This window comes from Micromonospora sp. ATCC 39149, from assembly GCF_000158815.1.
Classification (GTDB): Bacteria; Actinomycetota; Actinomycetes; order Mycobacteriales; family Micromonosporaceae; genus Micromonospora.
On sequence record NZ_GG657738.1, the window covers coordinates 1,415,071 to 1,436,813 of the forward strand.

General features: G+C 72.9%; 22 protein-coding genes and 1 pseudogene. 8 read left to right on the forward strand and 15 right to left on the reverse strand.

The genetic code is table 11. From position 1 onward, the window contains the following. Positions 1–138 precede the first annotated feature (138 nt). The gene (locus MCAG_RS05655) at positions 139–783 is read right to left on the reverse strand and encodes an HAD family hydrolase (protein ID WP_007072013.1); all 645 of its coding nucleotides are present in this window, start codon (positions 781–783) and stop codon (positions 139–141) included. A 219-nt stretch (positions 784–1,002) separates the two neighbouring features. Here MCAG_RS05655 and MCAG_RS05660 point away from each other — a divergent pair, with 219 nt between their 5' ends. From MCAG_RS05660 to mug, 6 genes and pseudogenes are all read left to right on the forward strand, one after another. Beyond that, positions 1,003–1,575 (forward strand): TetR/AcrR family transcriptional regulator, encoded by a 573-nt coding sequence (locus tag MCAG_RS05660; RefSeq protein WP_007072014.1) that lies wholly within the window; start codon positions 1,003–1,005, stop codon positions 1,573–1,575. A 119-nt stretch (positions 1,576–1,694) separates the two neighbouring features. Further along, positions 1,695–2,624 carry a TIGR04222 domain-containing membrane protein gene (locus tag MCAG_RS05665; RefSeq protein ID WP_007072015.1) on the forward strand — a complete coding sequence of 310 codons (930 nt, stop codon included), beginning with the start codon at positions 1,695–1,697 and terminating at the stop codon, positions 2,622–2,624. Between the two features lie 94 nt (positions 2,625–2,718). Next, positions 2,719–3,438 (forward strand): annotated as a pseudogene (locus MCAG_RS05670) (DUF692 family multinuclear iron-containing protein). Beyond that, positions 3,435–3,893: a hypothetical protein gene (locus tag MCAG_RS05675; protein ID WP_036372475.1), complete on the forward strand. Its 459-nt coding sequence runs from the start codon at positions 3,435–3,437 to the stop codon at positions 3,891–3,893. Before MCAG_RS05670 ends, MCAG_RS05675 begins: the two are co-directional and overlap by 4 nt. 33 nt (positions 3,894–3,926) lie before the next feature. Beyond that, positions 3,927–4,688: an SDR family oxidoreductase gene (locus tag MCAG_RS05680; protein ID WP_007072018.1), complete on the forward strand. Its 762-nt coding sequence runs from the start codon at positions 3,927–3,929 to the stop codon at positions 4,686–4,688. After that, positions 4,688–5,332: a G/U mismatch-specific DNA glycosylase gene (gene mug / locus MCAG_RS05685; protein WP_007072019.1), complete on the forward strand. Its 645-nt coding sequence runs from the start codon at positions 4,688–4,690 to the stop codon at positions 5,330–5,332. Before MCAG_RS05680 ends, mug begins: the two co-directional genes overlap by 1 nt. A 34-nt stretch (positions 5,333–5,366) precedes the next feature. On the opposite strand, the gene MCAG_RS05690 is transcribed toward mug, so the two are convergent. The 4 genes from MCAG_RS05690 to MCAG_RS05710 form a co-directional block, all read right to left on the reverse strand. Beyond that, positions 5,367–7,346, reverse strand: a complete 1,980-nt coding sequence (locus MCAG_RS05690) for an ABC transporter ATP-binding protein (protein ID WP_007072020.1) — start codon at positions 7,344–7,346, stop codon at positions 5,367–5,369. Between the two features lie 126 nt (positions 7,347–7,472). Continuing rightward, positions 7,473–8,240, reverse strand: coding sequence for an enoyl-CoA hydratase/isomerase family protein (locus MCAG_RS05695; protein WP_007072021.1), 768 nt, complete (start codon positions 8,238–8,240; stop codon positions 7,473–7,475). 46 nt (positions 8,241–8,286) lie between these two features. Further along, on the reverse strand, positions 8,287–8,514 hold the full coding sequence (locus tag MCAG_RS05700) for a helix-turn-helix domain-containing protein (protein WP_007072022.1): 228 nt from the start codon (positions 8,512–8,514) through the stop codon (positions 8,287–8,289). A gap of 659 nt (positions 8,515–9,173) precedes the next feature. Beyond that, the gene (locus tag MCAG_RS05710; protein ID WP_007072024.1) at positions 9,174–10,778 is read right to left on the reverse strand and encodes an ABC-F family ATP-binding cassette domain-containing protein; all 1,605 of its coding nucleotides are present in this window, start codon (positions 10,776–10,778) and stop codon (positions 9,174–9,176) included. A 244-nt stretch (positions 10,779–11,022) separates the two neighbouring features. On the opposite strand from MCAG_RS05710, the gene MCAG_RS05715 reads away from it, so the two are divergent. Continuing rightward, positions 11,023–11,940, forward strand: coding sequence for a neutral zinc metallopeptidase (locus MCAG_RS05715; protein WP_036376454.1), 918 nt, complete (start codon positions 11,023–11,025; stop codon positions 11,938–11,940). A gap of 131 nt (positions 11,941–12,071) precedes the next feature. On the opposite strand, the gene MCAG_RS05720 is transcribed toward MCAG_RS05715, so the two are convergent. From MCAG_RS05720 to MCAG_RS05765, 10 genes are all read right to left on the reverse strand, one after another. Next, positions 12,072–12,725, reverse strand: a complete 654-nt coding sequence (locus MCAG_RS05720) for an acVLRF1 family peptidyl-tRNA hydrolase (protein ID WP_007072026.1) — start codon at positions 12,723–12,725, stop codon at positions 12,072–12,074. A gap of 143 nt (positions 12,726–12,868) precedes the next feature. Continuing rightward, positions 12,869–13,495, reverse strand: a complete 627-nt coding sequence (locus tag MCAG_RS05725) for a LysE family transporter (RefSeq protein WP_036372481.1) — start codon at positions 13,493–13,495, stop codon at positions 12,869–12,871. A gap of 297 nt (positions 13,496–13,792) precedes the next feature. Next, positions 13,793–14,218: a metal-sulfur cluster assembly factor gene (locus tag MCAG_RS05730; protein ID WP_007072028.1), complete on the reverse strand. Its 426-nt coding sequence runs from the start codon at positions 14,216–14,218 to the stop codon at positions 13,793–13,795. Further along, entirely contained in the window at positions 14,215–14,688 is a 474-nt protein-coding gene (sufU, locus tag MCAG_RS05735) for a Fe-S cluster assembly sulfur transfer protein SufU (protein WP_007072029.1), read from the reverse strand. The genes MCAG_RS05730 and sufU overlap by 4 nt, the downstream gene beginning before the upstream one ends. After that, positions 14,688–15,992, reverse strand: a complete 1,305-nt coding sequence (locus MCAG_RS05740) for a cysteine desulfurase (protein ID WP_036372484.1) — start codon at positions 15,990–15,992, stop codon at positions 14,688–14,690. The genes sufU and MCAG_RS05740 overlap by 1 nt, the downstream gene beginning before the upstream one ends. A gap of 5 nt (positions 15,993–15,997) precedes the next feature. Beyond that, the gene (gene sufC, locus MCAG_RS05745; RefSeq protein WP_007072031.1) at positions 15,998–16,771 is read right to left on the reverse strand and encodes a Fe-S cluster assembly ATPase SufC; all 774 of its coding nucleotides are present in this window, start codon (positions 16,769–16,771) and stop codon (positions 15,998–16,000) included. Beyond that, positions 16,771–17,115, reverse strand: coding sequence for a non-heme iron oxygenase ferredoxin subunit (locus MCAG_RS05750; RefSeq protein WP_007072032.1), 345 nt, complete (start codon positions 17,113–17,115; stop codon positions 16,771–16,773). Before MCAG_RS05750 ends, sufC begins: the two co-directional genes overlap by 1 nt. Beyond that, positions 17,115–18,263 (reverse strand): Fe-S cluster assembly protein SufD, encoded by a 1,149-nt coding sequence (gene sufD, locus MCAG_RS05755; protein ID WP_036372487.1) that lies wholly within the window; start codon positions 18,261–18,263, stop codon positions 17,115–17,117. The genes MCAG_RS05750 and sufD overlap by 1 nt, the downstream gene beginning before the upstream one ends. A gap of 94 nt (positions 18,264–18,357) precedes the next feature. After that, entirely contained in the window at positions 18,358–19,788 is a 1,431-nt protein-coding gene (gene sufB, locus MCAG_RS05760) for a Fe-S cluster assembly protein SufB (protein ID WP_007072034.1), read from the reverse strand. Then, the gene (locus MCAG_RS05765; RefSeq protein ID WP_083802202.1) at positions 19,785–20,603 is read right to left on the reverse strand and encodes a metalloregulator ArsR/SmtB family transcription factor; all 819 of its coding nucleotides are present in this window, start codon (positions 20,601–20,603) and stop codon (positions 19,785–19,787) included. Before MCAG_RS05765 ends, sufB begins: the two co-directional genes overlap by 4 nt. Before the next feature lie 97 nt (positions 20,604–20,700). On the opposite strand from MCAG_RS05765, the gene MCAG_RS05770 reads away from it, so the two are divergent. Continuing rightward, entirely contained in the window at positions 20,701–21,681 is a 981-nt protein-coding gene (locus MCAG_RS05770) for a heme A synthase (protein WP_007072036.1), read from the forward strand. Positions 21,682–21,743: the final 62 nt, after the last annotated feature.

The following is a 21,743-nucleotide window of genomic DNA, read 5'->3' on the forward strand; positions in this document are numbered from 1 at the left end:
TGACGCGACCTCCCCTCCTCGACCGGGAACAACCCGGCTGCGCCCGCGCGCGGCACCATGCTGGGCCACACCCGCGCGCCCCCGCAACCGATTTACCCTGGGGCCGCCGTCAGGTTCAGCGCGCCACCGGGGCCGCCGTCAGGCCGCGAGCACGGTGGCGACGGCGGCGAGCAGGCCGTCGACGGTGAACGTGGGGGCGAACCGGGTGTCCGTCCAGGCCCGTCCCCGGTGCAGCCAGACGCTGGGCAGGCCCACGGCCGCCGCCCCGCCGATGTCGGCCTCCGGGCTGTCCCCCACCAGCCACGCCCCGCGCAGCGGCATCCGGACCCGCCGGGCGGCCAGCGCGAAGATCCTCGGGTTGGGCTTGCTGACCCCGGCCTCCTCCGAGATCACCCAGTCGGCGACGTACCTGTCCAGGCCGGTCGCGCGGATCATCGCGTCCTGCTGGCGGACGCTGCCGTTGCTCACCACCACCGGCACCCAGCCGGCGTTGTCGGCGATGCGCAGCGCGCAGGCCACCAGCGGGTCGAGCCGGGTGTACGCGGCCACCCCGTCGTGCAGCTCCTCCACCAGGTCCAGCGAGGAGATCAGCAGCCCGTACCGGTCGCGGATCGCGTCAGCCACGTCCCACCGGTCGGTCAGCCCGTCGGCGTCGATCGACAGCAGCCAGTCGATGTCGGTGGCCGGCGCGCCGATGCCGTCGAGAAAGCGCTCGCCCCAGGCGCGGAACGGCCCGGCCCGGTCGAGCAGGGTGTTGTCCAGGTCCAGCAGGAGCAGCGGCACTCGGGCACCTTAAGGGAGACGGGCCGCTGGCCGACAGGGCCGGCCGGCACGGCGTCACCGGGCGATGGTAGCCGGCCACCGATGGGTCGATCACGCATCGGCTCCCTCGCCGGCACCGCCCGTGGCCAGCGCCTGAGCCCCTGACCGCCGACGTTGCCGGCACGTTACAAGCCGTACGTACGGTTTGCACGGTGTCCGGTCACCTGACACGATCGTGTCGTGCCCAGAGTAAGTCAGGACCAGCTCGACGCCCGCCGGCAGGAGATTCTCGCCGCAGCTCGGGCCTGTTTCGCCCGGCACGGCTACGAGGGCGCCACGGTGCGGCGGCTCGAGGAGGCCACCGGGCTGTCCCGGGGCGCGATCTTCCACCACTTCCGCGACAAGGACTCGCTCTTTCTCGCGGTGGCCGAGGACGACGCGGCGGCCATGGTGGAGACGGTTGCCCGCAACGGCCTTGTCCAGGTGATGCGGGACCTGTTGGCCCGGGCCGTCTCCCCGGACACCACCGGCTGGCTGGGCAGTCAGCTGGAGGTCTCCCGGCGGCTGCGCACCGACCCGGCGTTCGCGCGCCGCTGGGCGGAACGGTCCGCCGCCATCGCGGAGGCGACCCGGGGCCGGCTGGCCCGCCAGCGGGAGGCCGGGGTGCTCCGCGAGGACGTACCCATCGACGTGCTGGCCCGGTTCCTCGAACTCGCCTACGACGGCCTGGTGCTGCACCTGGCGATGGGCCGCCCGGCCGGCGACCTCGGCCCGGTGCTCGACCTGGTCGAGGAGGCCGTCCGCCGCCGCTGACGGCCACCGCACCGGCGGGGGCGGGTCTCGGTCCGGTAACTCGGCCACCGGCCCGGGCCGGACGTGGTGGCCCTGCCCCACAATGAGGCGCGCAACCCCTCGCGCGACAGGAGAGCAGCATGACCGTCATCGCGGCGCCCGGGGACACCTGGGGCATCCCCGGGCCCACCTTCCTCGGCTTCTACCTGTTGGCCGGCCTCATTGTCGTGGTCGGCGCGATTGTCCACCGGCGGCGGGTCCTCGCCGGCCCTTCGGCCGTCGGCGTCGGCCAGCTCGGCCCCCAGCAGGCGGCCTACCTCAACGGCGGCAACCAGATCGCGATCTGGGCCTCGCTGGGCGGCCTGCGCGGCAGCGGCGCCGTCGGAGTCCGCCCCGACCGGCGGCTCGCCGGCGGCGGCCCCCTGCCGGCGGGGGCCACCCCGCTGGACCGGGCGGTCCACCACGCCGCCAACCGCGGCCTGTACTCCCGGGAGCTGGGCCGCGACCGCCGGGTGCTGGAGGCCCTCGAACAACTGCGGCAGGGCCTTGAGCGGCAGGGCCTCGCGCTGACCGCGGATCAACGCAGCTCGGCCCGCACCGGCGCGTTCCTGCTGCTCGCCCTCGTCGGGCTCGGCGTGTTCCGGATCTTCGCTGGGCTGTCCAACGACCGGCCGGTCGGCTTCCTGGTGCTGGCCGTGATCCCCCTGGCCATCGCCTCCGCGCTGCTCGCCCGGGTGCCGTGGCGAACCCGGGCCGCCAACCGGGCCCTGCGCGAGCTGCACCGCAGCAACGTGCACCTCGCCCCCACCTCCGCCCCGGCGTACGCGACCTACGGGGCGGCCGGCGCGGCGATGAGCGTGGCCCTGTTCGGCACCGCCGCGCTGTGGGCCATGGACCCGGGCTTCGCCGAGCAGGCCGAGATCCAGCGTCAGGCGCTCTCGGGCACCGGCAGCTCCTCGGTCGGCGGGTGCAGCGGCGGCAGCTCGTCGGACGGGGGCAGTTCCGGCGGCGGAGGCGGCTCCTGCGGCGGCGGGGGCGGCTGCGGCGGGGGCGGGGGCTGCGGCGGATGACCGGCCCGGGTCCCGCCGGGGTCGGCATCGGTTGGCGGCCCGAGATCGCCGGTTTCGTGGCCGGGCTGCCCCGGGCTACGGTTCGTTGGAGGTGGTGGCCGAGGCGGTCGCCCCGCACGGGCCACCGCCGCCCGGGCTCGCCGCGCTGGTCGAGCGCGGCGTCACCGTCGTACCGCACGGGGTGAAGCTCTCCCTCGGCGGCGCGAGCCGGTCGACCCGGCCCGGGTTGACCAGCATGGCGCGGATGGCCGAGCTGGTCGGCGCGCCCGCTGTCAGCGAGCAATGCGTTCGTGCGGGACCGATGCTGAGTCGACACTGCTGCAGTGCCGGCAGCCTGGAAGTCGTCGCGCGATGAAGGCCAACGTACGCCGGGACCCAGGCCGAGCTGCCGGTGCCGATCGCGCTGGAGCCGATCGCGGCATTGTTCGACTGGCCGGACGACGAGCTGGACGAGGCGGACTTCCTCACCGAGATCCTGGACGCGACCGGCGCGACGCTGCTGCTGGACATCGCCAACGTGCACGCCAACGCCCGCAACCGGGGTGCCGACCCGCTGGCCCTGCTGGACCGGCTGCCGCTGGGCCGGGTGGCGTACGCCCACGTCGCCGGGGGCGCCGAGCAGGGCGGCTTCTACCACGACACGCACACCGACCCGGTGCCGCCGGCCGTGCTCGACCTGGTCGGCGAGCTGTGCGCCCGCCACCGCCCGCCCGCGCTGCTGCTGGAGCGCGACGGCCGCTGGCCGCCCGCGTCGGCGCTGCGGGCCGAGTTGGACGCCATCGCCGCGGCGTCCGGGTATCCGGCGGTGACGTGAGCGCGTCCGGCGGCGGCGACCTGGCCGCCAGGCAGGCGGAGCTGGTGGCGACGCTGGTCGCGGGCGGGCCGCTGCCGCCTGGGTTCGCCCCGGGCCCGGTCGACGCCGCCCGCCGCGCCCTGCTGCGCAAGCGGGCCGGCGACGTGGCCCGGCACTGGCCGCTGCTCGCCGCCGCTCTCGGCGGGAGCTGGTCGGCGACGTTCGCCCGTTGGGCGGCCGACCGGCCCACCAACGGCTCGCTGCGTGACGGCTGGGACCTGGCCCGGGAGCTGCACCGCCGGGGCGAGCTGCCGCCGCTGGGCGCAGAGGAGCTGGCGGCCCGGGAGGCGGCCACCCGCTACGACGGCGCGACGGCGCCACGACCGCGCCGGCTGCCCGCCCTGGCCCGCGTCGGCGGCACCGTCGCGGTGCAGTTCGCCGGCCGGGTACGCCTGGTGCGCCCGGCCCACCGGTAGCCGCCCCCACCGGGGTACGGCAGGATCGGCGTCATGGATCTGGGACTCACCGACCGGGTGTACGTGCTGACCGGGGCCTCGCGCGGGCTGGGCTTCGCCACCGCCGAGTGCCTCGTCGCCGACGGGGCCCGGGTGGTCGTCTCCGCCCGCGCACCCGAGCAGGTGGCCGAGGCGGTGCAGCGGCTCGGCGGCCCGCAGCGGGCGATCGGGCTGGCCGCCGACCTCCGCGACCCGGCCACGCCGCCGCGGCTGGTCGCCGCCGCCCGGGAACACTTCGGCCGGCTCGACGGCGCGCTGGTCTCGGTCGGCGGCCCGCCGCCGGGCACCGCCGCCGGGGCGACCGACGCGCAGTGGCGGGAGTCCTTCGAGACCGTCTTCCTCGGCACCGTCCGCACCGCCCGGACGGTCGCCGCCGCGCTGACCGACGGCGGCGCGATCGGGCTGGTCCTGTCCACCTCGGCCCGCAGTCCGCTTGCCGGGCTGGGCATCTCCAACGGGCTGCGCCCCGGCCTGGCCGGGGTGGCCAAGGACATGGCCGACGAGTACGGCCCGCGCGGCGTCCGGGTCGTCGGGCTGCTCCCGGGGCGGATCATGACGGACCGCAACCGGCAGCTCCTGGCCGCCACCGGGGACGCCGAGCGGGCCCGGGCCGAGGCCGAGGCCGGGATCCCGCTGCGCCGCATCGGCGAGCCCGCCGAGTTCGGCCGGGTCGCCGCGTTCGTCCTCTCCCCCGCCGCCGGATACCTGACCGGGATCAATCTCCCGGTCGACGGCGGCGCGCTGCGCGGCCTGTGATGGCCGCCCCCGGAGGCGGCCCGGCCTTCCCGCCGGTCGGCGCCGGGCCAGGGCTTCCGCGCCCGTCCAGACAGGGGCCGTCGGGGGGCCGCCAGCGCCGGCCGACGCGCGAGGAGCTGGCCGCAGCGGCGGACCGGACCATCCCGGACGTCATCGGGCCGGGGCTGGCCGTGCTCTTCGTCGGAATCAACCCCGGGCTCTGGTCGGCGGCCACCGGCTGGCACTTCGCCCGGCCGGGCAACCGGTTCTGGCCGGCGCTGCACCGGGGCGGCTTCACCCCCCGCCAGCTACACCCGAGCGAGCAGGACGCGCTGCCCGGCTACGGGCTCGGCATCACCAACATGGTGGCGCGGGCCAGCGCCCGGGCCGACGAACTGACCGCCGCCGAGCTGGTCGACGGGGCGGCGATCCTGACGGCGAAGGTGCGCCGGCACCGCCCGGCGTGGGTGGCGGTGGTCGGGGTGACCGCGTACCGGATCGGCTTCGGTCGGCCGAAGGCCGCCTTCGGCCCACAGCCGGAGCTGCTCGGCGACGCCCGGCTGTGGGTGCTGCCCAACCCGAGCGGGCTGAACGCCCACTTCACCGCCGAGACGCTGGGCGCGGCGTTCGGCGAGCTGCGCGCCGCCAGCGCCGCCCCGGCCTGAGCGGGGCCGGGCCGGCGGGCCGCCGCCCGACCGGTCAGTTCGCGGCGGCCGGCGGCAGCGCCTCGTCGGCGACGTAGCTGGCCATCGGCATCGTGATGATCTTTTCGGCGCCGGTCGCGTCCACGTACGGGGTGGGCGAGTCGGCCACCGCGAACTGGGTGCGGTACAGCTCGGCATAGAGGCCGCCGACGGCGACCAGCTCCTCGTGCCGGCCCCGCTCGACGATCCGCCCCTCGTCGAGGACGAGGATCTGGTCGGCGTCGCGGACGGTGGAGAGCCGGTGGGCGATCACCAGCGCCGTACGCCCCGTCAGCGCCACCGCCAACGCCCGCTGCACCGCCGCCTCGCTCTCCGAGTCCAGGTGCGCGGTCGCCTCGTCGAGGATCACGATCGACGGGGCCTTGAGCAGCAGCCGGGCGATCGCGATGCGTTGCTTCTCTCCGCCGGAGAAGCGGTAGCCCCGCTCGCCGACGGTCGTGTCGAGCCCGTCGGGCAGGGACCGGACCAGGTCGGCGACCTGCGCGCCGGCGAGCGCGGCCCAGATCTCGTCGTCGGTGGCATCCGGCTTGGCGTAGCGCAGGTTCTCGGCGATCGTCTCGTGGAACAGGTGGGAGTCCTGGGTGACCATGCCGATCTCGTCGCGCAGCGAGGCGAGCGTGGCGTCCCGGACGTCGACGCCGCCGACCAGCACCTGACCGTCGGTGACGTCGTACACCCGGGGGATCAGCATGGACAGGGTGGACTTGCCCGCACCCGACGGACCGACCAGGGCGATCATCTGCCCCGGCTCGACGGCGAACGAGACCCCCCGCAGCACCGGCTCGTTGACGGTGCGGTCGAGGGTGGTGACCTCCTCCAGCGAGGCCAGCGACACCTCGGCGGCGGCCGGGTAGCGGAACCGGACCTCGCGGAACTCCACCCGGCCGTTGCCGCGCGGCACGGCCACGGCACCCGGCTTCTCCGCGATGCCGGGGCGCAGGTCGAGCACCTCGAAGACCCGGTCGAAGGAGACCAGCGCGCTCATCACGTCCACCCGGACGTTGGACAGCGCGGTCAGCGGACCGTACAGCCGGGTGAGCAGCAGGGCGAGGGTGACCACGGTGCCGGCGCTGACGCTGCCGGTGACCGCGAGCCAGCCGCCGAGGCCGTAGGTGAGCGCCTGGGCCAGGGAGGCGACCAGCAGCATCGCCACGAAGAACGTCCGCGAGTACATCGCGGACTGGATGCCGATGTCGCGGACCCGCTCGGCCCGGCCGGCGAACCGGCGGGCCTCCACCTCGGGCGCGCCGAAGAGCTTGACCAGCAGCGCCCCGGCCACCCCGAACCGCTCGGTCATCGTGGCGTTCATGTTGGCGTTCAGGTTGTACGACTCGCGGGTGATCTCGGCCAGCCGCCGGCCGACCCGGCGGGCCGGGACGATGAAGATCGGCAGCAGGACCAGCGACAGCACGGTGATCTGCCAGGAGAGGGTGAGCATCACCACGGTGGTGAGCACGAGCTGGATGACGTTGCTGACCACCCCGGACAGGGTGGAGGTGAACGCCCGCTGCGCGCCCATCACGTCGTTGTTGAGCCGGCTGACCAGCGCGCCGGTCTGGGTGCGGGTGAAGAACTGCAGCGGCATCCGCTGGACGTGGTCGTAGACCCGGGTCCGCAGGTCGAGGATGATCCCCTCGCCGATGCGCGCCGAGTACCACCGCTGCGCCAGCGAGAACAGCGCGTCGGCGACCGCGAGGGCGGCGATGACCAGGGCGAGACGGACCACGGTCGACCCGGCCTCCGCGCCGCCCCGGCTGATCGCGTTGATCACGTCGCCGGCGAGCACCGGGGTGGCGACGCCGATCACCGCGGCGATCACCACCGTGACCAGGAAGACGACGATGTCCCGCCGGTAGGGGTGGGCGAACTCGACGATCCGCCGGGCGGTGCCGCGGCTGAGCCGGTGGGCGGAGACTTCGTCCTGGTTACGCATCGACCGGATCATGCTCCAGCCGGCCATCCCGCCGTCGGACATCACGCGTCACCTCCGGGGTCGTGGTCGGCTCGGGCCGTCAGGTCGATTGTCCCGACGAGTACGACAACCTTGGCGGTAAGCCGGTTCTTCCCGAAGAATCCTTACCCGCACCCCTCGGACGGGTGGCTACTCTCCCCGGCCGGCGAGGTCGCGGAGCCGGCGGGTCTGGGCCTCGCGCTCGGCTCGCTGCTGCTCGGCGTGGGACCGGCCGGCGGCACCGGCGAGCAGCGCCTTGATCTCCACCACCGCGTCCCGGGGATGGGCAAGCAGCCCAGCGGTCAGGTCACGCACCGCGCCGTCCAACTCGGCGTTCGGCACCACCAGGGTGGCCAGGCCCAGCCGGTCGGCCTCGGCGGCGTCCATCCGCCGGCCGGTGGCGCAGATCTCGAGGGCGCGGGCGTAGCCGACCAGCTCGACCAGGCGTTTCGTGCCGGCCAGGTCGGGAACCAGGCCGAGGGTCACCTCGGCCATGGAGAGTCTGGCGTCGGCCGCCAGCACCCGCAGGTCGCAGGCGAGCGCGAGCTGGAAGCCGGCGCCGATGGCGTGGCCCTGCACGGCCGCCACCGAAACGACGTCGGGCCGGTGCAGCCAGGTGAAACCGCCCTGGAACTCGGCGATCCGGTCGGCGCACTCCTGCTCGGGCAGGGTTGCCAGCTCGGCGAAGGAACCGGGGCCGGAGGCACCGGCCACCGACAGGTCGAGGCCGGCGGAGAACGCCCGCCCCTCGCCACGAACGACGACGACACGCACATCACCGGGCAGGTCCCGGGAGAAGTCGGCCATCGCACGCCACATCGCCGGGGTCTGGGCGTTGAGCACGTCGGGCCGGCACAGTGTCACGGTCGCCACCGGCCCGTCGCAGTCGAGTCGCACCCCGACCGCCCCGGGGGTCACCGGGCGGCCCGGGGGACGGCGCTAGTGAACGACGTCGGTGGGCGGGTCACGCCTTCTTGCGGCGCCGGGCACCGCCGCGCTGACGCAGCTGCACCCCGGACTCGGTGAGCACCCGGTGGATGAACCCGTAGGAACGGCCGGTGGAGGCCGCGAGCGCCCGGATGCTCTCTCCGCCGGTGTACCGCTTTACCAGGTCCTTGGCGAGCGTCTGACGCTCGGCTCCGACGATCCGGCGACCCTTCTCAGTGCTGGTGGCTGTGCCAGTGGCTGCCATGCTGAATCCTCACGTCCCAGACTGTGCGGTTCGATACGGTCCCACCTATTAGACCGCCTCGAACGATCATGCGCCAGATATCAACTATTCGCCAACCGACACGCTATGCAGTGTCGACTACCCGATAGGGTGACGTCGGCCGGTCGCCGGACCCCCTTCGGACCGGGCCGGGCCGGGCCGGCGCGGCGGCCGTACCCTGCCTGGCGTAACCCACCTGATCGCGGCCGCCGGCGCGGCGTTGGTGCAGCGCGGCCGGGAACAGGCCGAGCAGCCCGGTCCACGGGTCGGGCACCACGAGCAGCCCGGCGGCGACCACCACGGCGACCAGGCCGCGGTGGCCAGGTACTGCCCGGCGGCGTTGTGGTAGACGGGCGGCCATCCCGCTGCGGTCCGGCTGGTCGGCCGGATCGGCCACTGGCTGACACCGGCGGTACCCGTCGCGATCGGGGTGCTGATCCTGACCCGTTCGGGGGTCCTCGCCCGCCCGAGCCGTGCTCACCCGAACGCGCCCGCGCTGCTCACCCGTGCCCGTGCTCGCTGGTGCTCACCTTGCGCCGTGCTGGCCCGGGCACGCCGAGCGGAGAGTGACGCCGCGCCGCAAAAGACGCGGAAATTCGCATTCCGCCCGGGTCCTCGGCGATTTGCGGCCCGACTGACGGTCAGGCCAGCTCGACCAGTTCGAGAAGGTCGTCGCTCCAGGCGTCCTCGTCGCCGTCGGGCAGCAGGATGGCCCGGTCGGGCTTGAGCGCCAGCACCGCGCCCGGGTCGTGGGTGACCAGGACGATCGCCCCCGGATACCGGGCGATGGCGTCCAACACCTGCTCCCGGCTGACCGGGTCGAGGTTGTTCGTCGGCTCGTCGAGCAGCAGCACGTTGGCGCCGGAGCAGACCAGGGTGGACAGGGCCAGCCGGGTCTTCTCCCCGCCGGAGAGCACGCCGGCCGGCTTGTCCACGTCCTCGCCGGAGAAGAGGAACGCGCCGAGAATCTTCCGCAGCTCGGTGTCGGTCTGCTCGATCGCGGCGGCCCGCATGTTCTCCAACACCGTCCGCCCCACGTCCAGCGTCTCGTGTTCCTGGGCGTAGTAGCCCAGCCGCAGCCCGTGCCCGGCGTGCACCTCGCCGGTGTCCGGCTCCAGCAGGCCGCCGAGCATCCGCAGCAGGGTGGTCTTGCCCGCGCCGTTGAGGCCGAGGATGGCGACCCGCGAACCCCGGTCCACCGCCACGTTGACGTCGGTGAAGATCTCCAGCGACCCGTACGACTTCGACAGGCCCGTCGCGGTGAGCGGCGTCTTGCCGCACGGCGCGGGGTTCGGGAAGCGGACCTTGGCCACCTTGTCCGAAACCCGGACCTCCTCCAGCCCGGAGATTAGCCTCTCGGCCCGGCGGGCCATGTTCTGCGCGGCGACGGTCTTGGTGGCCTTGGCCCGCATCTTGTCGGCCTGGGCCATCAGCGCGCCGGCCTTCTTCTCGGCGTTGGCCCGCTCCCGGCGGCGGCGCCGCTCGTCGGTCTCCCGCGCCTCCAGGTACGCCTTCCAGCCCAGGTTGTAGACGTCGACCACCGAACGGGTGGCGTCGAGGAACCAGACCTTGTTGACCACCGACTCCAGCAGCGAGCCGTCGTGCGAGATCACGATCAGCCCGCCCTTGTGATTGGCGAGGAACCCGCGCAGCCAGGTGATCGAGTCGGCGTCGAGGTGGTTGGTGGGCTCGTCGAGCAGCAGGATGCCACCGCCGTTCTCGCCGGCGTCACGGAACAGGATCCGGGCCAGCTCGACGCGGCGGCGCTGACCGCCGGAGAGGGTGCCGATGGTCTGGGCGAGGGCCCGGTCGGGCAGGCCGAGGTTGGCGCAGATCCGGGCCGCCTCGGCCTCCGCCGCGTACCCGCCGAGGGCGGCGAACTGGTCCTCGAGCGCGCCGTAGCGGCGGACCAGCCGGTCGTCGGCGGCCTCGGCGAGCTGGACCTCGACCTCTTTCATCTGGGCCATCAGCACGTCCAGGCCCCGGGCGGAGAGCACCCGGTCGCGGCCGGTGACCTCCAGGTCGCCCGTGCGCGGATCCTGCGGGAGGTAACCGACGGCGCTGCGCCGGTCGATCTGCCCGGCGTACGGCTGCCCCTCCCCCGCGAGCACCTTCAGCGTGGTGGTCTTGCCGGCGCCGTTGCGGCCGACCAGGCCGATGCGGTCGCCCGGCTGCACCCGCAGCGTGGTGTCGGACAGCAGGATCCGGGCGCCGGCGCGCAGCTCCAGGCCGGTGGCAGTGATCATGTCGGGGACTCGCTCTCGGGGTCTGGAAGGGCTGACTCAGGGCACGCGAAAGCGCCGGCGGGTCGGTGGTTCCCGTCGGCGCGGGGCGGTTCAGCCTTCGCAGAGCAGCACGGGACAAGTGTACCGGGCCGTCCCGCGCGCGCCGCCCGGATTACCAGTCAAGATCATCGGGTACGGATCCGTCGTCCGGACCCGGTCCGGTACCGCAACCACCAGACGTGACGAATCGGTGATCGGGGTCAACATGGAGCTGAACGAGAACGCGCGGATCGACACCAGCCAGGTGGACGACCGGCGGGGATCCGGCGGAGGCGGCGGCCTGGGCGGCATACCCATTCCGATCGGCGGCGGGCGCGGCGGCATCGTCGGCATCGTCGTCGCGGTGCTGGTCGCCCTGGTGGGTGGCGGATTCGGCCTGAACGCGGCCACCAACGGCGGCGGCGCCGAGCAGGGCGACAACACCTCGCTGGAGCAGAGGTGCTCCGCCGACGACGCGCTCAAGCAGCTCGACTGCCGCAACACCCTGTACGTCAACTCGATCCAGGCGTACTGGCGCACCGCCCTGCCGGAGGCCTTCGGCGAGCAGTACCAGCCGTCGAGGACGGTCTTCTTCAGCCAGGGCGTCAACACCGCCTGTGGCCAGGCCGACTCCGGCGTCGGGCCGTTCTACTGCCCGGCCGACGACCTGGTCTACATCGACCTGACCTTCTACAACCTGCTCGCCGACCAGCTCGGGGCACAGGGCGAGTTCGCCCAGCCGTACGTGCTGGCCCACGAGTACGGCCACCACGTGCAGGACCTGCTCGGCACCGAGGCGCAGATGCGCCGCCAGCAGCAGCGCGACCCGGACAACGCCAACGCGCTGTCGGTGAAGCTGGAACTCCAGGCCGACTGCTACGCCGGGACCTGGGCGAAGAACGCCACCGGCACCGCCGACGAATCCGGGCAGAAGATCTTCAAGAGCATCTCGGAGCAGGACATCGCGCAGGCGATCGACACCGCCGAGAAGATCGGTGACGACGCCATCCAGCAGCGCTCGGGCCGCCCGGTCAACCCGGACGAGTTCACCCACGGCACATCCGAGCAGCGCCGGCAGTGGTTCGCCAAGGGGTACAACACCGGCGACCCGAAGCAGTGCGACACCTTCGCCAGCACCCTCTGACCCGCCCCACCCACCCCCTGCACCACCCCCGTCGTGTTCACCCCGCCCGCCTGCTGCTGGCAGTGGGCCGCGACGTGATGATCAGGAGATCCGCGTCATCTTCGATCACCAACCTGGCGCGAATCTGTTGATCAACCTTCCGAAGGGTCGCGGATGAGAATGTGGACGGCGCGGGCGGATGCCACTGCGGCAAGCAGCACGGCGTGGCGGGGTTCGGGGACGTCGAGGAGGCGTTCGGCGCGCAGCGCGGCGAGCGGGGCGAGCCGCCGATCGGCCAACACGATGTCCACCGCCCGCCGGTCGCCGCCGCAGACCAACACCGCCAGGTCGGCCGCCTCCGGCAGCAGCAGCCGGACGGCCAGGTCGACCGCATCGCCGAGGGCCGCCTTCGCCTGGTTGTCCCGCCGCCGGGCGAAGCGCTGCTGGGACCAGCCGCCCGCGGCGGTGCGGCCCTGCACGTAGCGGCTGTCCACCTTGGAGACGACCAGCTTCTCGCCCTCGGCGACCCCGACAGCCACCGCCCCCTTGCGGGCGAGCAGCAGACCGATGCGGCGCGAAGCGCGGGCGGCGGCCACGAAACCGGGTACGTCGGCCGCGGACGGCGCGCCCGGCGGGGTGTGCAGTTCGGCGGTGGCCCCATCCGGGGCGGTGAGCAGCAGGCCGTACTCCCACACCGTCGTGGTGGGCGGGCCGTGCCGGTCGGCGAAGCCGTCCACCCAGCGGTCGACGCGCGCCGGTGTCACCTCCACCCAACGCCCACCACCGGCCGCCGGCCTGCTGCTCATGGCCCCGAACCTACGGCACCGGCAGCCGGCCGTCGGCCCCGGTCCACCCGGACCGCACGGGACCTTGGACAGCTACGGTCAGTGCCGACGAGCCGGCCCAGGTCAGTGCCGACGAGCCGGCCAAGCCAGCACCAGCGGGCCGGTCAGGCGGTCAGCAGGACCGCGATGGCCAGCGCGGCGATAATCGCGCTGGACACCAGCCCCGTGACGCGGCGACCGCGCGGACCGGTGAGGGCCCGACCAACCACGGTGCCACCACCGGCGACCAGTAGCTGCCAGCTTGCCGAGGCGAGGAAGGCACCGGCCACGAAGGCGACGGCCACCGCCGGGCCGGCCTCGGCACCGTCGTTGCCGGCGAGCACGAGCGCGGCGAAATAGACCATGGTGGCCGGGTTGAGCATGGTCAGCGCCAACAACCCCGCAAAGGCCCGAGCAGGGCTCTCCAGGCCGCGCCGCCGGCCGGACGCCCCACCCACCGGGCGGGGATGCAGCGCCTGCCACGCACCCCGCGCCGCCAGGGCGAGCAGCACCGCCGCCGCCACCAGCCGCAGCGGCCCGGCGATCGGGGCGACCATTCCGGCCACCGCCGCCCCACCGAGGGTCGCCACGGCGGCATAGACACCGTCGGCGGTAGCCACCCCGAGAGCAGCGGCGGCACCGACGCGGAAGGAGGTCCGTGCGCTGAGCCCCATGATCAGCACGGCGATCGCGCCGACGGGCACGGCAACACCGTAGCCAGCGGCGAGGCCGGCCAGGAACGCCCCGGTCACGACGGTCGGGGCAGAACCGGGGCGGCCGGCAGCGCCGCCCGCTGTCGCCCGGCGGCCACGGCCGCGGCGACAGGGGCGGGCTTCATCCGGCACGTCTCGATCACCCGCCCATCGTGGGCCCTCGCCCGCCGCCTGCCAACCGCATTTCCGCACACCGGGCCGGACCGGGCTGTAGTGGCATCAGACCTGACCGGAGGCCATTGCTTTCGTGATCGAGCGCGAGCTTGGGAAGCGGGAACGGGAACGGGTCGAGCGCGGCACCCGGTGACCGGGTGCCGCGCTCGATGGGAAAGAACGTCAGACGTTGAAGCCGAGGGAGCGGAGCTGGTCGCGCCCCTCGTCAGTGATCTTGTCGGGCCCCCACGGCGGCAGCCAGACCCAGTTGATCCGGATGTCGTTCACCAGTCCCCCGCCGGGGCCGGTGGTCAGCGCCTGCCGGGCCTGGTCCTCGATCACGTCGGTCAGCGGGCAGGCCGCCGAGGTCAGCGTCATGTCCAGGGTGGCCACGTTGTCGTCGTCGACGTGCACGCCGTACACCAGGCCGAGGTCGACCACGTTGATGCCCAGCTCGGGGTCGACGACGTCCTTCATCGCCTCCTCGACGTCGGCGACGGCGGCCTTGCCGCCGGTGGCCGACGAAGCCGCGCCCTCGGTGGTCGGCGTCGCGGCGTCGGTCGCCACGGCGCCGGTTTCCGGCGTCCCGGCGGTCTGGTCAGAACTCATGCCTTCACCTCCGGGCTCACGCCCACCCCGGCGCGTGCCGTTGCGTCCTTGAACGCCATCCACGGCAGCAACGCGCACTTGACCCGGGCGGGGTAGCGCGCGACGCCCGCGAACGCCACCCCGTCACCGAGCACGTCCTCGTCCGGCGTGACCTGGCCACGGCCGGACATCAATTCGACGAACGCCTCGTGCACGGCGAACGCCTCCCCCACGCCCCGGCCGCGCAGCAGCTCGTGCAGCACGCTCGCCGACGCCTGGCTGATCGAGCAGCCCATGCCGTCGTACGAGATGTCGTGCAGCACGGTGCCGTCGGTGGCGACCCGGACGGTCACCTCGTCGCCGCAGGTCGGGTTGACGTGGTGCGCCTCGGCGACCCTGTCGGCTGGGTCGTCGGCGTCGCGCAGGCCACGGCCGTGGGGGCGCTTGTAGTGGTCCAGGATGATCTCCTGGTAGAGCTGGTCGAGCTGCATCAGTCGAACACCTTCCGCACCTGCTCCAGGCCACCCACCAGGGCGTCGATCTCGCCCGTGGTGGTGTAGAGGTAGAACGAGGCCCGCGTCATGGCCGGCACGCCGAACCGGGTGCAGACCGGCTTCGCGCAGTGGTGCCCGACGCGCACCTGCACCCCGAGCGAGTCGAGCACCTGCCCGACGTCGTGCGGGTGGATGTCGCCGAGCGCGAACGAGATCGTCCCGCCCCGGCCCACGGGCACCGTCGGCCCGAAGATCCGCAGGCCGGGCACGGTGGCGAGGGCGTCCAGCGCGTACGCCGTCAGCTCCTTCTCGTGCCACTGGACCGCCCGCATGTCCAGGCCGGTGAGGTAGTCCACCGCCGCGCCGAGCGCCACCGCCTCGGCGATCGGCGGCGTGCCCGCCTCGAACCGGGCCGGCGGCGCGGCGAACGTCGACCGGGCCATGGTGACCGTCTCGATCATCGAGCCGCCACCGAACACCGGGGGCATCGCCGCGAGCAGTTCGCCACGGCCCCACAGCACCCCGATGCCGGTGGGGCCGCACATCTTGTGCCCGGTGAAGACGATGAAGTCGGCGTCGAGGTCGACCACGTCGATCGGCAGGTGCGGCACCGACTGCGAGCAGTCCAGCAGCAGCAGCGCGCCCACCTCGCGGACCCGCGCGGTGATCCGGGCGGTGGCGTTGACCGTGCCGAGGATGTTCGACATGTGCACCAGCGAGACGATCTTCGTCCGCTCGGTGACGAGGTCGTCCAGCCCGGACTCGTCGAGCCGGCCGGCGTCGGTGACCGGGATCCAGCGCAGGGTCGCGCCGGTACGCTCGGCGAGGAGCTGCCACGGGACGATGTTCGAGTGGTGCTCCATCTCGGAGATGACGATCTCGTCGCCCGGACCGAGCCGGAACCTCGGGTCACCGTCGGCGCCCAGCGACGCGTTGGAGAACGCGTACGCCACGACGTTGATCGCCTCGGTCGAGTTCTTGACGAACACCACCTCGTCCACGCTCGGCGCGTTGACGAACCGGGCGATCTTCGCCCGTGCCCCCTCGTACGCCTCGGTCGCCTCGGTGCCCAGGGTGTGCACCGAACGCGACACGTTGGCGTTGTGCATCGCGTAGTGCTCGGCGAGCACGTCGAGCACCTGACGCGGCTTGTGCGAGGTGTTCGCGCTGTCCAGGTAGACCAGCCGGTGCCCGTTGACCTCCCGGTCGAGGATCGGGAAGTCCGCGCGCACCGCCGCCACGTCGAAGCGCGGCACGTCGTCGAACTGCGGCATGCCGGCCGGGATGGTCAGAGAGGACATCGCGGTCAGGCCCGTGCCGCGCCGGCCCCGGCGACGTACCGCTCGTAGCCCTCGTCCTCAAGCTTGTCGGCCAGTTCCGGGCCGCCCTGCTCGACGATCCGGCCGGCCACGAAGACGTGCACGAAGTCGGGCTTGATGTAGCGCAGGATGCGGGTGTAGTGGGTGATCAGCAGCAGGCCGGTGTCCCCGGTGTCACGGACCCGGTTGACGCCCTCGCTGACCACGCGCAGGGCGTCGACGTCGAGGCCGGAGTCGGTCTCGTCGAGGATCGCCACCTTCGGCTTGAGCAGCTCCAGCTGCACGATCTCGTGCCGCTTCTTCTCGCCGCCGGAGAAGCCCTCGTTGACGTTGCGCTGGGCGAAGGCCGGGTCCATCTGGAGGCGCTCCATCGCGCCCCGCAGCTCGCCGCCCCAGGTGCGCAGCTTCGGCGCCTCGCCGTCGATCGCGGTCTTGGCGGTACGCAGGAAGTTGGCCACCGACACGCCGGGGACCTCGACCGGATACTGCATGGCCAGGAAGAGACCGGCGCGGGCCCGCTCGTCGACGGACATGGCCAGCACGTCGACGCCGTCGAGGGTCACGGAACCGCCGGTGATCTCGTACTTCGGGTGGCCGGCGATGGAGTACGCCAGGGTGGACTTGCCGGAGCCGTTGGGGCCCATGATCGCGTGGGTCTCCCCCGACCGGACGGTCAGGTCGACGCCGGACAGGATCGGCTTGAGCTCACCCTCGGGCAGCTTGACCGACACCTTCAGGTCGCGGATCTCCAGGGTGCTCATTATCGGGTCACTCCATTGCTCGGCATCGGGCGGCCGTCGTCGCCCACGGGAAGGTAGATGTCGCCGTCGCGGACTTCGACGGGGTAGACGGGAACGGGTTCGGTGGCGGGCAGCCCGGTCGGCTCGCCCGTCCGCAGGTCGAAACGGGAGCCGTGCAGCCAGCACTCCAGCGTGCAACCCTCGACCTCGCCCTCGGAGAGGGCCACGGAGGCGTGCGAGCACTCGTCGTACGCGGCGTAGAACTCGCCGTCCACGCCGTGCACCAACGCGATCGGGATACCGTCGACGTCGGCGCTGATCACGCCGCCCTTCGGTACGTCCTCGGTCGAACAGATCCTGATCATCAGGTGCCCGCCTTCGCGAGCCTGGCCTCGATGGCGTCGCCGAGCCGCTCGCGCAGCTCCTCGACCGGGATCTTGTTGATCAGCTCGGCGAAGAAGCCACGGACCACGAGGCGGCGGGCCTCGTTCTCCGGGATGCCCCGCGCCATCAGGTAGAAAAGCTGCTCGTCGTCGAAGCGGCCGGTCGCGCTCGCGTGCCCGGCGCCGGCGATCTCGCCGGTCTCGATCTCCAGGTTCGGCACGGAGTCGGCCCGGGCACCGTCGCTGAGCAGCAGGTTCCGGTTGATCTCGTACGTGTCGGTGCCGGTCGCCTCGGCGCGGATCAGCACGTCGCCCACCCAGACGGTGTGCGCGTCGGCGCCCTGCAACGCGCCCCGGTAGCCGACGTAGCTGCGGCAGTCGGGCACGTTGTGGTCGACGAGCTGGCGGTGCTCCAGGTGCTGACCGCCGTCGGCGAAGTAGAGGCCGTACAGCTCGGCCTCGCCGCCGCGGCCCGTGTACTCCACGGAGGTGTACTGCCGGACCAGGTCGCCACCGAGGCTGACCTGGACGTGCACGACCCTGGCGTCCCGGCCCAGCCGGATCCGCAGGTGCTGGGCCTGCACCGCGTCGGCGGCCCAGTCGGCCACCGTGACCAGGGTCAGCCGCGCGCCGTCGCCCACGGACACCTCGACGTTGTCGGCGAGGGTAGCCGAGCCGACGTGCTCCAGCACCAGGGTCACCTCGGCGAAGCGCCCCACGTCGACGAAGGTGTGCCCGAACGCGAGCCCCTCGGCGCCGTCGCCGACCACCCGCAGGCGCACCGGCTCGGCCACCACCGCGTCGCGGGCGACCTCGACCAGCAGCGCCTGCCCGGCCTCGCCGTACGCCAGCGCGCTGACCCGGTCGACCGGGGTGAGCACGCTGCCCACCCGGGGGTCGTCGGAGCCGATCCTGGAGGCGGTGACGCCGGCCGGCAGGTCGCCGTACTCGTGCCGGACCATGCCGGTGGCGGCCCGTGCCCCGCCGAGGCCGACCAGGCCGCGCAGGCGCTTGAGCGGGGTGAAGCGCCACTCCTCCTCCAGGCCCGTCAGGGCCGGGAAGTCGGCGACGTCGTACGAGCGGAGCGCCTGCGACTTGGTGCTGGGCGGCGCGGAAGCCTGGGTAGTCATCTCTTCCTTGGTCTGTTCTGCGATTGGTCGGAGGGCCATTCGGGCTGGTCGCGACACGGCGCGACGGGTCCGGGCCGCGCGAGGGCCGGTCGGGTCAGCCGACCGCGCCCTCCATCTGGAGCTCGATCAGGCGGTTGAGCTCCAGGGCGTACTCCATCGGGAGCTCCTTGGCGACCGGCTCGATGAAGCCGCGGACGATCATCGCCATCGCCTCGTCCTCGCTCAGACCCCGGCTCATCAGGTAGAAGAGCTGGTCGTCACTGATCTTGGAGACGGTCGCCTCGTGCCCCATCGACACGTCGTCCTCGCGGATGTCGACGTACGGGTAGGTGTCCGACCGGGAGATGGTGTCGACCAGCAGCGCGTCGCACTTGACCGTGCTCCGGCTGCTGTGCGAGCCCTCCAGCACCTGCACCAGGCCCCGGTACGAGGTACGACCGCCGCCCCGGGCGATCGACTTGGAGATGATGGTGGAGGAGGTGTGCGGCGCGGCGTGCACCATCTTGGCGCCCGCGTCCTGGTGCTGCCCCTCGCCGGCCATGGCCACCGAGAGCACCTCGCCCTTGGCGTGCTCGCCGGTCATGTAGACCGCCGGGTACTTCATGGTGACCTTGGAGCCGATGTTGCCGTCGACCCACTCCATCGTCGCGCCCTCGTGACACACGGCGCGCTTGGTGACCAGGTTGTAGACGTTGTTCGACCAGTTCTGGATGGTCGTGTACCGGCACCGGGCGTTCTTCTTGACGATGATCTCCACGACCGCGCTGTGCAGCGAGTCGGACGAGTACAACGGCGCGGTGCAGCCCTCGACGTAGTGCACGTACGCACCCTCGTCGACGATGATCAGCGTCCGCTCGAACTGGCCCATGTTCTCGGTGTTGATCCGGAAGTACGCCTGCAGCGGGATTTCCACGTGCACGCCCTTCGGCACGTAGATGAACGAGCCACCGGACCACACGGACGTGTTCAGCGCGGCGAACTTGTTGTCGCCGACCGGGATCACCGTGCCGAAGTACTCCTTGAAGACGTCCTCGTGCTCGCGCAGCGCGGTGTCGGTGTCCAGGAAGACGACGCCCTGCTCCTCAAGGTCCTCGCGGATCTTGTGGTAGACGACCTCGGACTCGTACTGCGCGGCGACGCCGGCGACCAACCGCTGCTTCTCCGCCTCGGGGATACCCAGCCGGTCGTAGGTGTTCTTGATGTCCTCGGGCAGGTCCTCCCAGCTGGTGGCCTGCTTCTCGGTGGACCGGACGAAGTACTTGATGTTGTCGAAGTCGATCCCGGTGAGGTCGGCGCCCCACGCCGGCATCGGCTTGCGGCCGAACAGCCGAAGGCCCTTCAGGCGCAGGTCGAGCATCCAGGCCGGCTCGTTCTTCTTCGCCGAGATGTCCCGCACCACCGCCTCGCTGAGGCCGCGCTGGGCGGCAGCCCCGGCGACGTCGGAGTCGGCCCAGCCGTACTCGTACCGACCGAGGGCGGCGAGCTGCTCTTCCTGGGTCAGGGGCTGGACGATCTGCTCGGTCATCTATCTGTCCTCACAGTGGTGACGGTTCTACCGGACTGGGCACGCCCCGGCTGGGCCGGGATGTGCGTGGTGCACACCCCGTCGCCGTGCGCGATGGTGGCCAGGCGCTGCACGTGGGTGCCGACCAGGCGAGAGATCACCGCGGTTTCGGCCTCGCACAGCTGGGGGAACTCGGCGGCCACGTGCGCCACCGGGCAGTGGTGCTGGCAGAGCTGGCCGCCGGAGGCGATCGTGGACGCGTTTGCAGCGTAGCCCTCGGCGGTGAGCGCCCCGGCGAGCGCCTCGGCCCGCGCCAGGGGATCGTCGCCGGCGTCCTCCATGGCGGCGCGGCAGCGGTCCTCCAGGGCGGCGACCTGGTCGGCGGCGAACGCCTCCACCGCCACCGAGCCGCCGTTGCGGGAGATCCAGCGCAGCGCGGCGGTGGCGATGTTGTCGTAGTGGTGGGTGCCGCAGCGGCCCCGGGCCGCGTCGGTCAGCACGAAGACCTTCGCCGGGCGGCCCCTCCCCCGGCTGCCCTGGACGGTCTGCTCGCGGGCGACCACGTCACCGTCGGCGAGCATCGCGTCGAGGTGCCGGCGGATCGCCGCCGGGCTGAGGCCGAGCGCCGAGCCGAGCTGCGCGGCGGTGGTCGCCCCGCGCTCCAGCAGCAGTTGGGTGACCCGGTCCCGGGTCGACAGGTCGGTCGCGGTGGAACCGGCCACCGGCACCGCCGCGCCGGGCACCGGCCGGGCGCCCGTGGCCACGCCGGACGCGGGCAGCCCGGCGACCGGGACGGTCGCCGGCTGCCGCCCGGAGAGCGCCGCCATGTTTTTCACAACGCCCACGTTACGTAATTCGCCCGGGGGCCGCAAACCCGGTACCGGTGATCCGAACCACCGCAGCGGCGGAGTCACCCGATCGGGCTCCACTACGATGCGTAGGATTCGGTCCGTGAAGCGATCCGTCCGGTTCCCGGTCTCCACCGCCCTGCTGCGCCGCCTCGCGCTCGCCTCCATGATCGCGAACGTGGCCATCGTGGTCACCGGCGGGGCGGTCCGGCTGACCGCCTCCGGCCTCGGCTGCCCCACCTGGCCCCGGTGCACCGACGCGTCGTACACGCCGACCCCGGAGATGGGCGTGCACGGGGTGATCGAGTACGGCAACCGGCTGCTCACCTTCGCCGTCGGCCTCGTCGCCCTCGCCGTGGTGGTGGGGGTACTGCTGCACGGCACCCGGCGACGGGCTCTGCTGCCGCTCGCGGTCGCGGTGCTGTTCGGCATCCCGTTGCAGGCCGTGATCGGGGGGATCACCGTGCTGACCAACCTCAACCCGTGGGTGGTCGGGCTGCACTTCCTCGCCTCGATGGTGGTGATCACGGTCGCGTACGCGCTCTGGCGGCGCATCGACGAGCCGGACGGCCCCGTGGTGCCCACCGTGCCGGGGCCGCTGCGCGCGCTGGCGCTGGTCACCACCATCGTCAGCGCCGCGGTGCTGGTGATCGGCACCTGGGTCACCGGCAGCGGCCCGCACGCGGGCGACCACGGCGCGGCCCGCAACGGCCTCGACCCGGAGTCGATCTCCCAGGTGCACGCCGACGGGGTGTTCCTGCTGATCGGGCTGTCGGTGGCGCTGGTCTTCGCGTTCCGAGCGGTCGGTGCCCGGCGGGCGGAACGAGCCGCCGGAGTGCTGGTCGCCGTGGAGCTGGGGCAGGGCGTGATCGGCTTCGTGCAGTACTTCACCCACCTGCCCGTGATGCTGGTCGGTGCGCACATGCTCGGGTCGTGCCTGGTCCTGCTGGCCACCCTCGCGGTGCTGCGGTCGACCCGGGAACGCCGGCCGGTCGGGGCGGCCCCGGCAGCCCCGACGTCGGTGGCCACGCAGTCGGCCACGGCCCCCGTCCCGGTCAACGCCTGACCGCGTCGCCCACCGGGCGACGACGCCGGTTCAGCGGCGGGCGGCCCAGGTGGGCGACGACG

Bases quoted from the DNA above. Each gene is read 5' to 3' on its own strand.
- MCAG_RS05665 (WP_007072015.1), top strand. From the start codon at position 1,695: ATGACCGTCATCGCGGCGCCCGGGGACACCTGGGGCATCCCCGGGCCC.
- MCAG_RS05680 (WP_007072018.1), top strand. From the start codon at position 3,927: ATGGATCTGGGACTCACCGACCGGGTGTACGTGCTGACCGGGGCCTCG.
- mug (WP_007072019.1), top strand. From the start codon at position 4,688: ATGGCCGCCCCCGGAGGCGGCCCGGCCTTCCCGCCGGTCGGCGCCGGG.
- MCAG_RS05690 (WP_007072020.1), bottom strand. From the start codon at position 7,346: ATGTCCGACGGCGGGATGGCCGGCTGGAGCATGATCCGGTCGATGCGT.
- MCAG_RS05700 (WP_007072022.1), bottom strand. From the start codon at position 8,514: ATGGCAGCCACTGGCACAGCCACCAGCACTGAGAAGGGTCGCCGGATC.
- MCAG_RS05710 (WP_007072024.1), bottom strand. From the start codon at position 10,778: ATGATCACTGCCACCGGCCTGGAGCTGCGCGCCGGCGCCCGGATCCTG.
- MCAG_RS05715 (WP_036376454.1), top strand. From the start codon at position 11,023: ATGGAGCTGAACGAGAACGCGCGGATCGACACCAGCCAGGTGGACGAC.
- MCAG_RS05720 (WP_007072026.1), bottom strand. From the start codon at position 12,725: ATGAGCAGCAGGCCGGCGGCCGGTGGTGGGCGTTGGGTGGAGGTGACA.
- MCAG_RS05730 (WP_007072028.1), bottom strand. From the start codon at position 14,218: ATGAGTTCTGACCAGACCGCCGGGACGCCGGAAACCGGCGCCGTGGCG.
- sufU (WP_007072029.1), bottom strand. From the start codon at position 14,688: ATGCAGCTCGACCAGCTCTACCAGGAGATCATCCTGGACCACTACAAG.
- MCAG_RS05740 (WP_036372484.1), bottom strand. From the start codon at position 15,992: ATGTCCTCTCTGACCATCCCGGCCGGCATGCCGCAGTTCGACGACGTG.
- sufC (WP_007072031.1), bottom strand. From the start codon at position 16,771: ATGAGCACCCTGGAGATCCGCGACCTGAAGGTGTCGGTCAAGCTGCCC.
- MCAG_RS05750 (WP_007072032.1), bottom strand. From the start codon at position 17,115: ATGATCAGGATCTGTTCGACCGAGGACGTACCGAAGGGCGGCGTGATC.
- sufD (WP_036372487.1), bottom strand. From the start codon at position 18,263: ATGACTACCCAGGCTTCCGCGCCGCCCAGCACCAAGTCGCAGGCGCTC.
- sufB (WP_007072034.1), bottom strand. From the start codon at position 19,788: ATGACCGAGCAGATCGTCCAGCCCCTGACCCAGGAAGAGCAGCTCGCC.
- MCAG_RS05770 (WP_007072036.1), top strand. From the start codon at position 20,701: ATGCGTAGGATTCGGTCCGTGAAGCGATCCGTCCGGTTCCCGGTCTCC.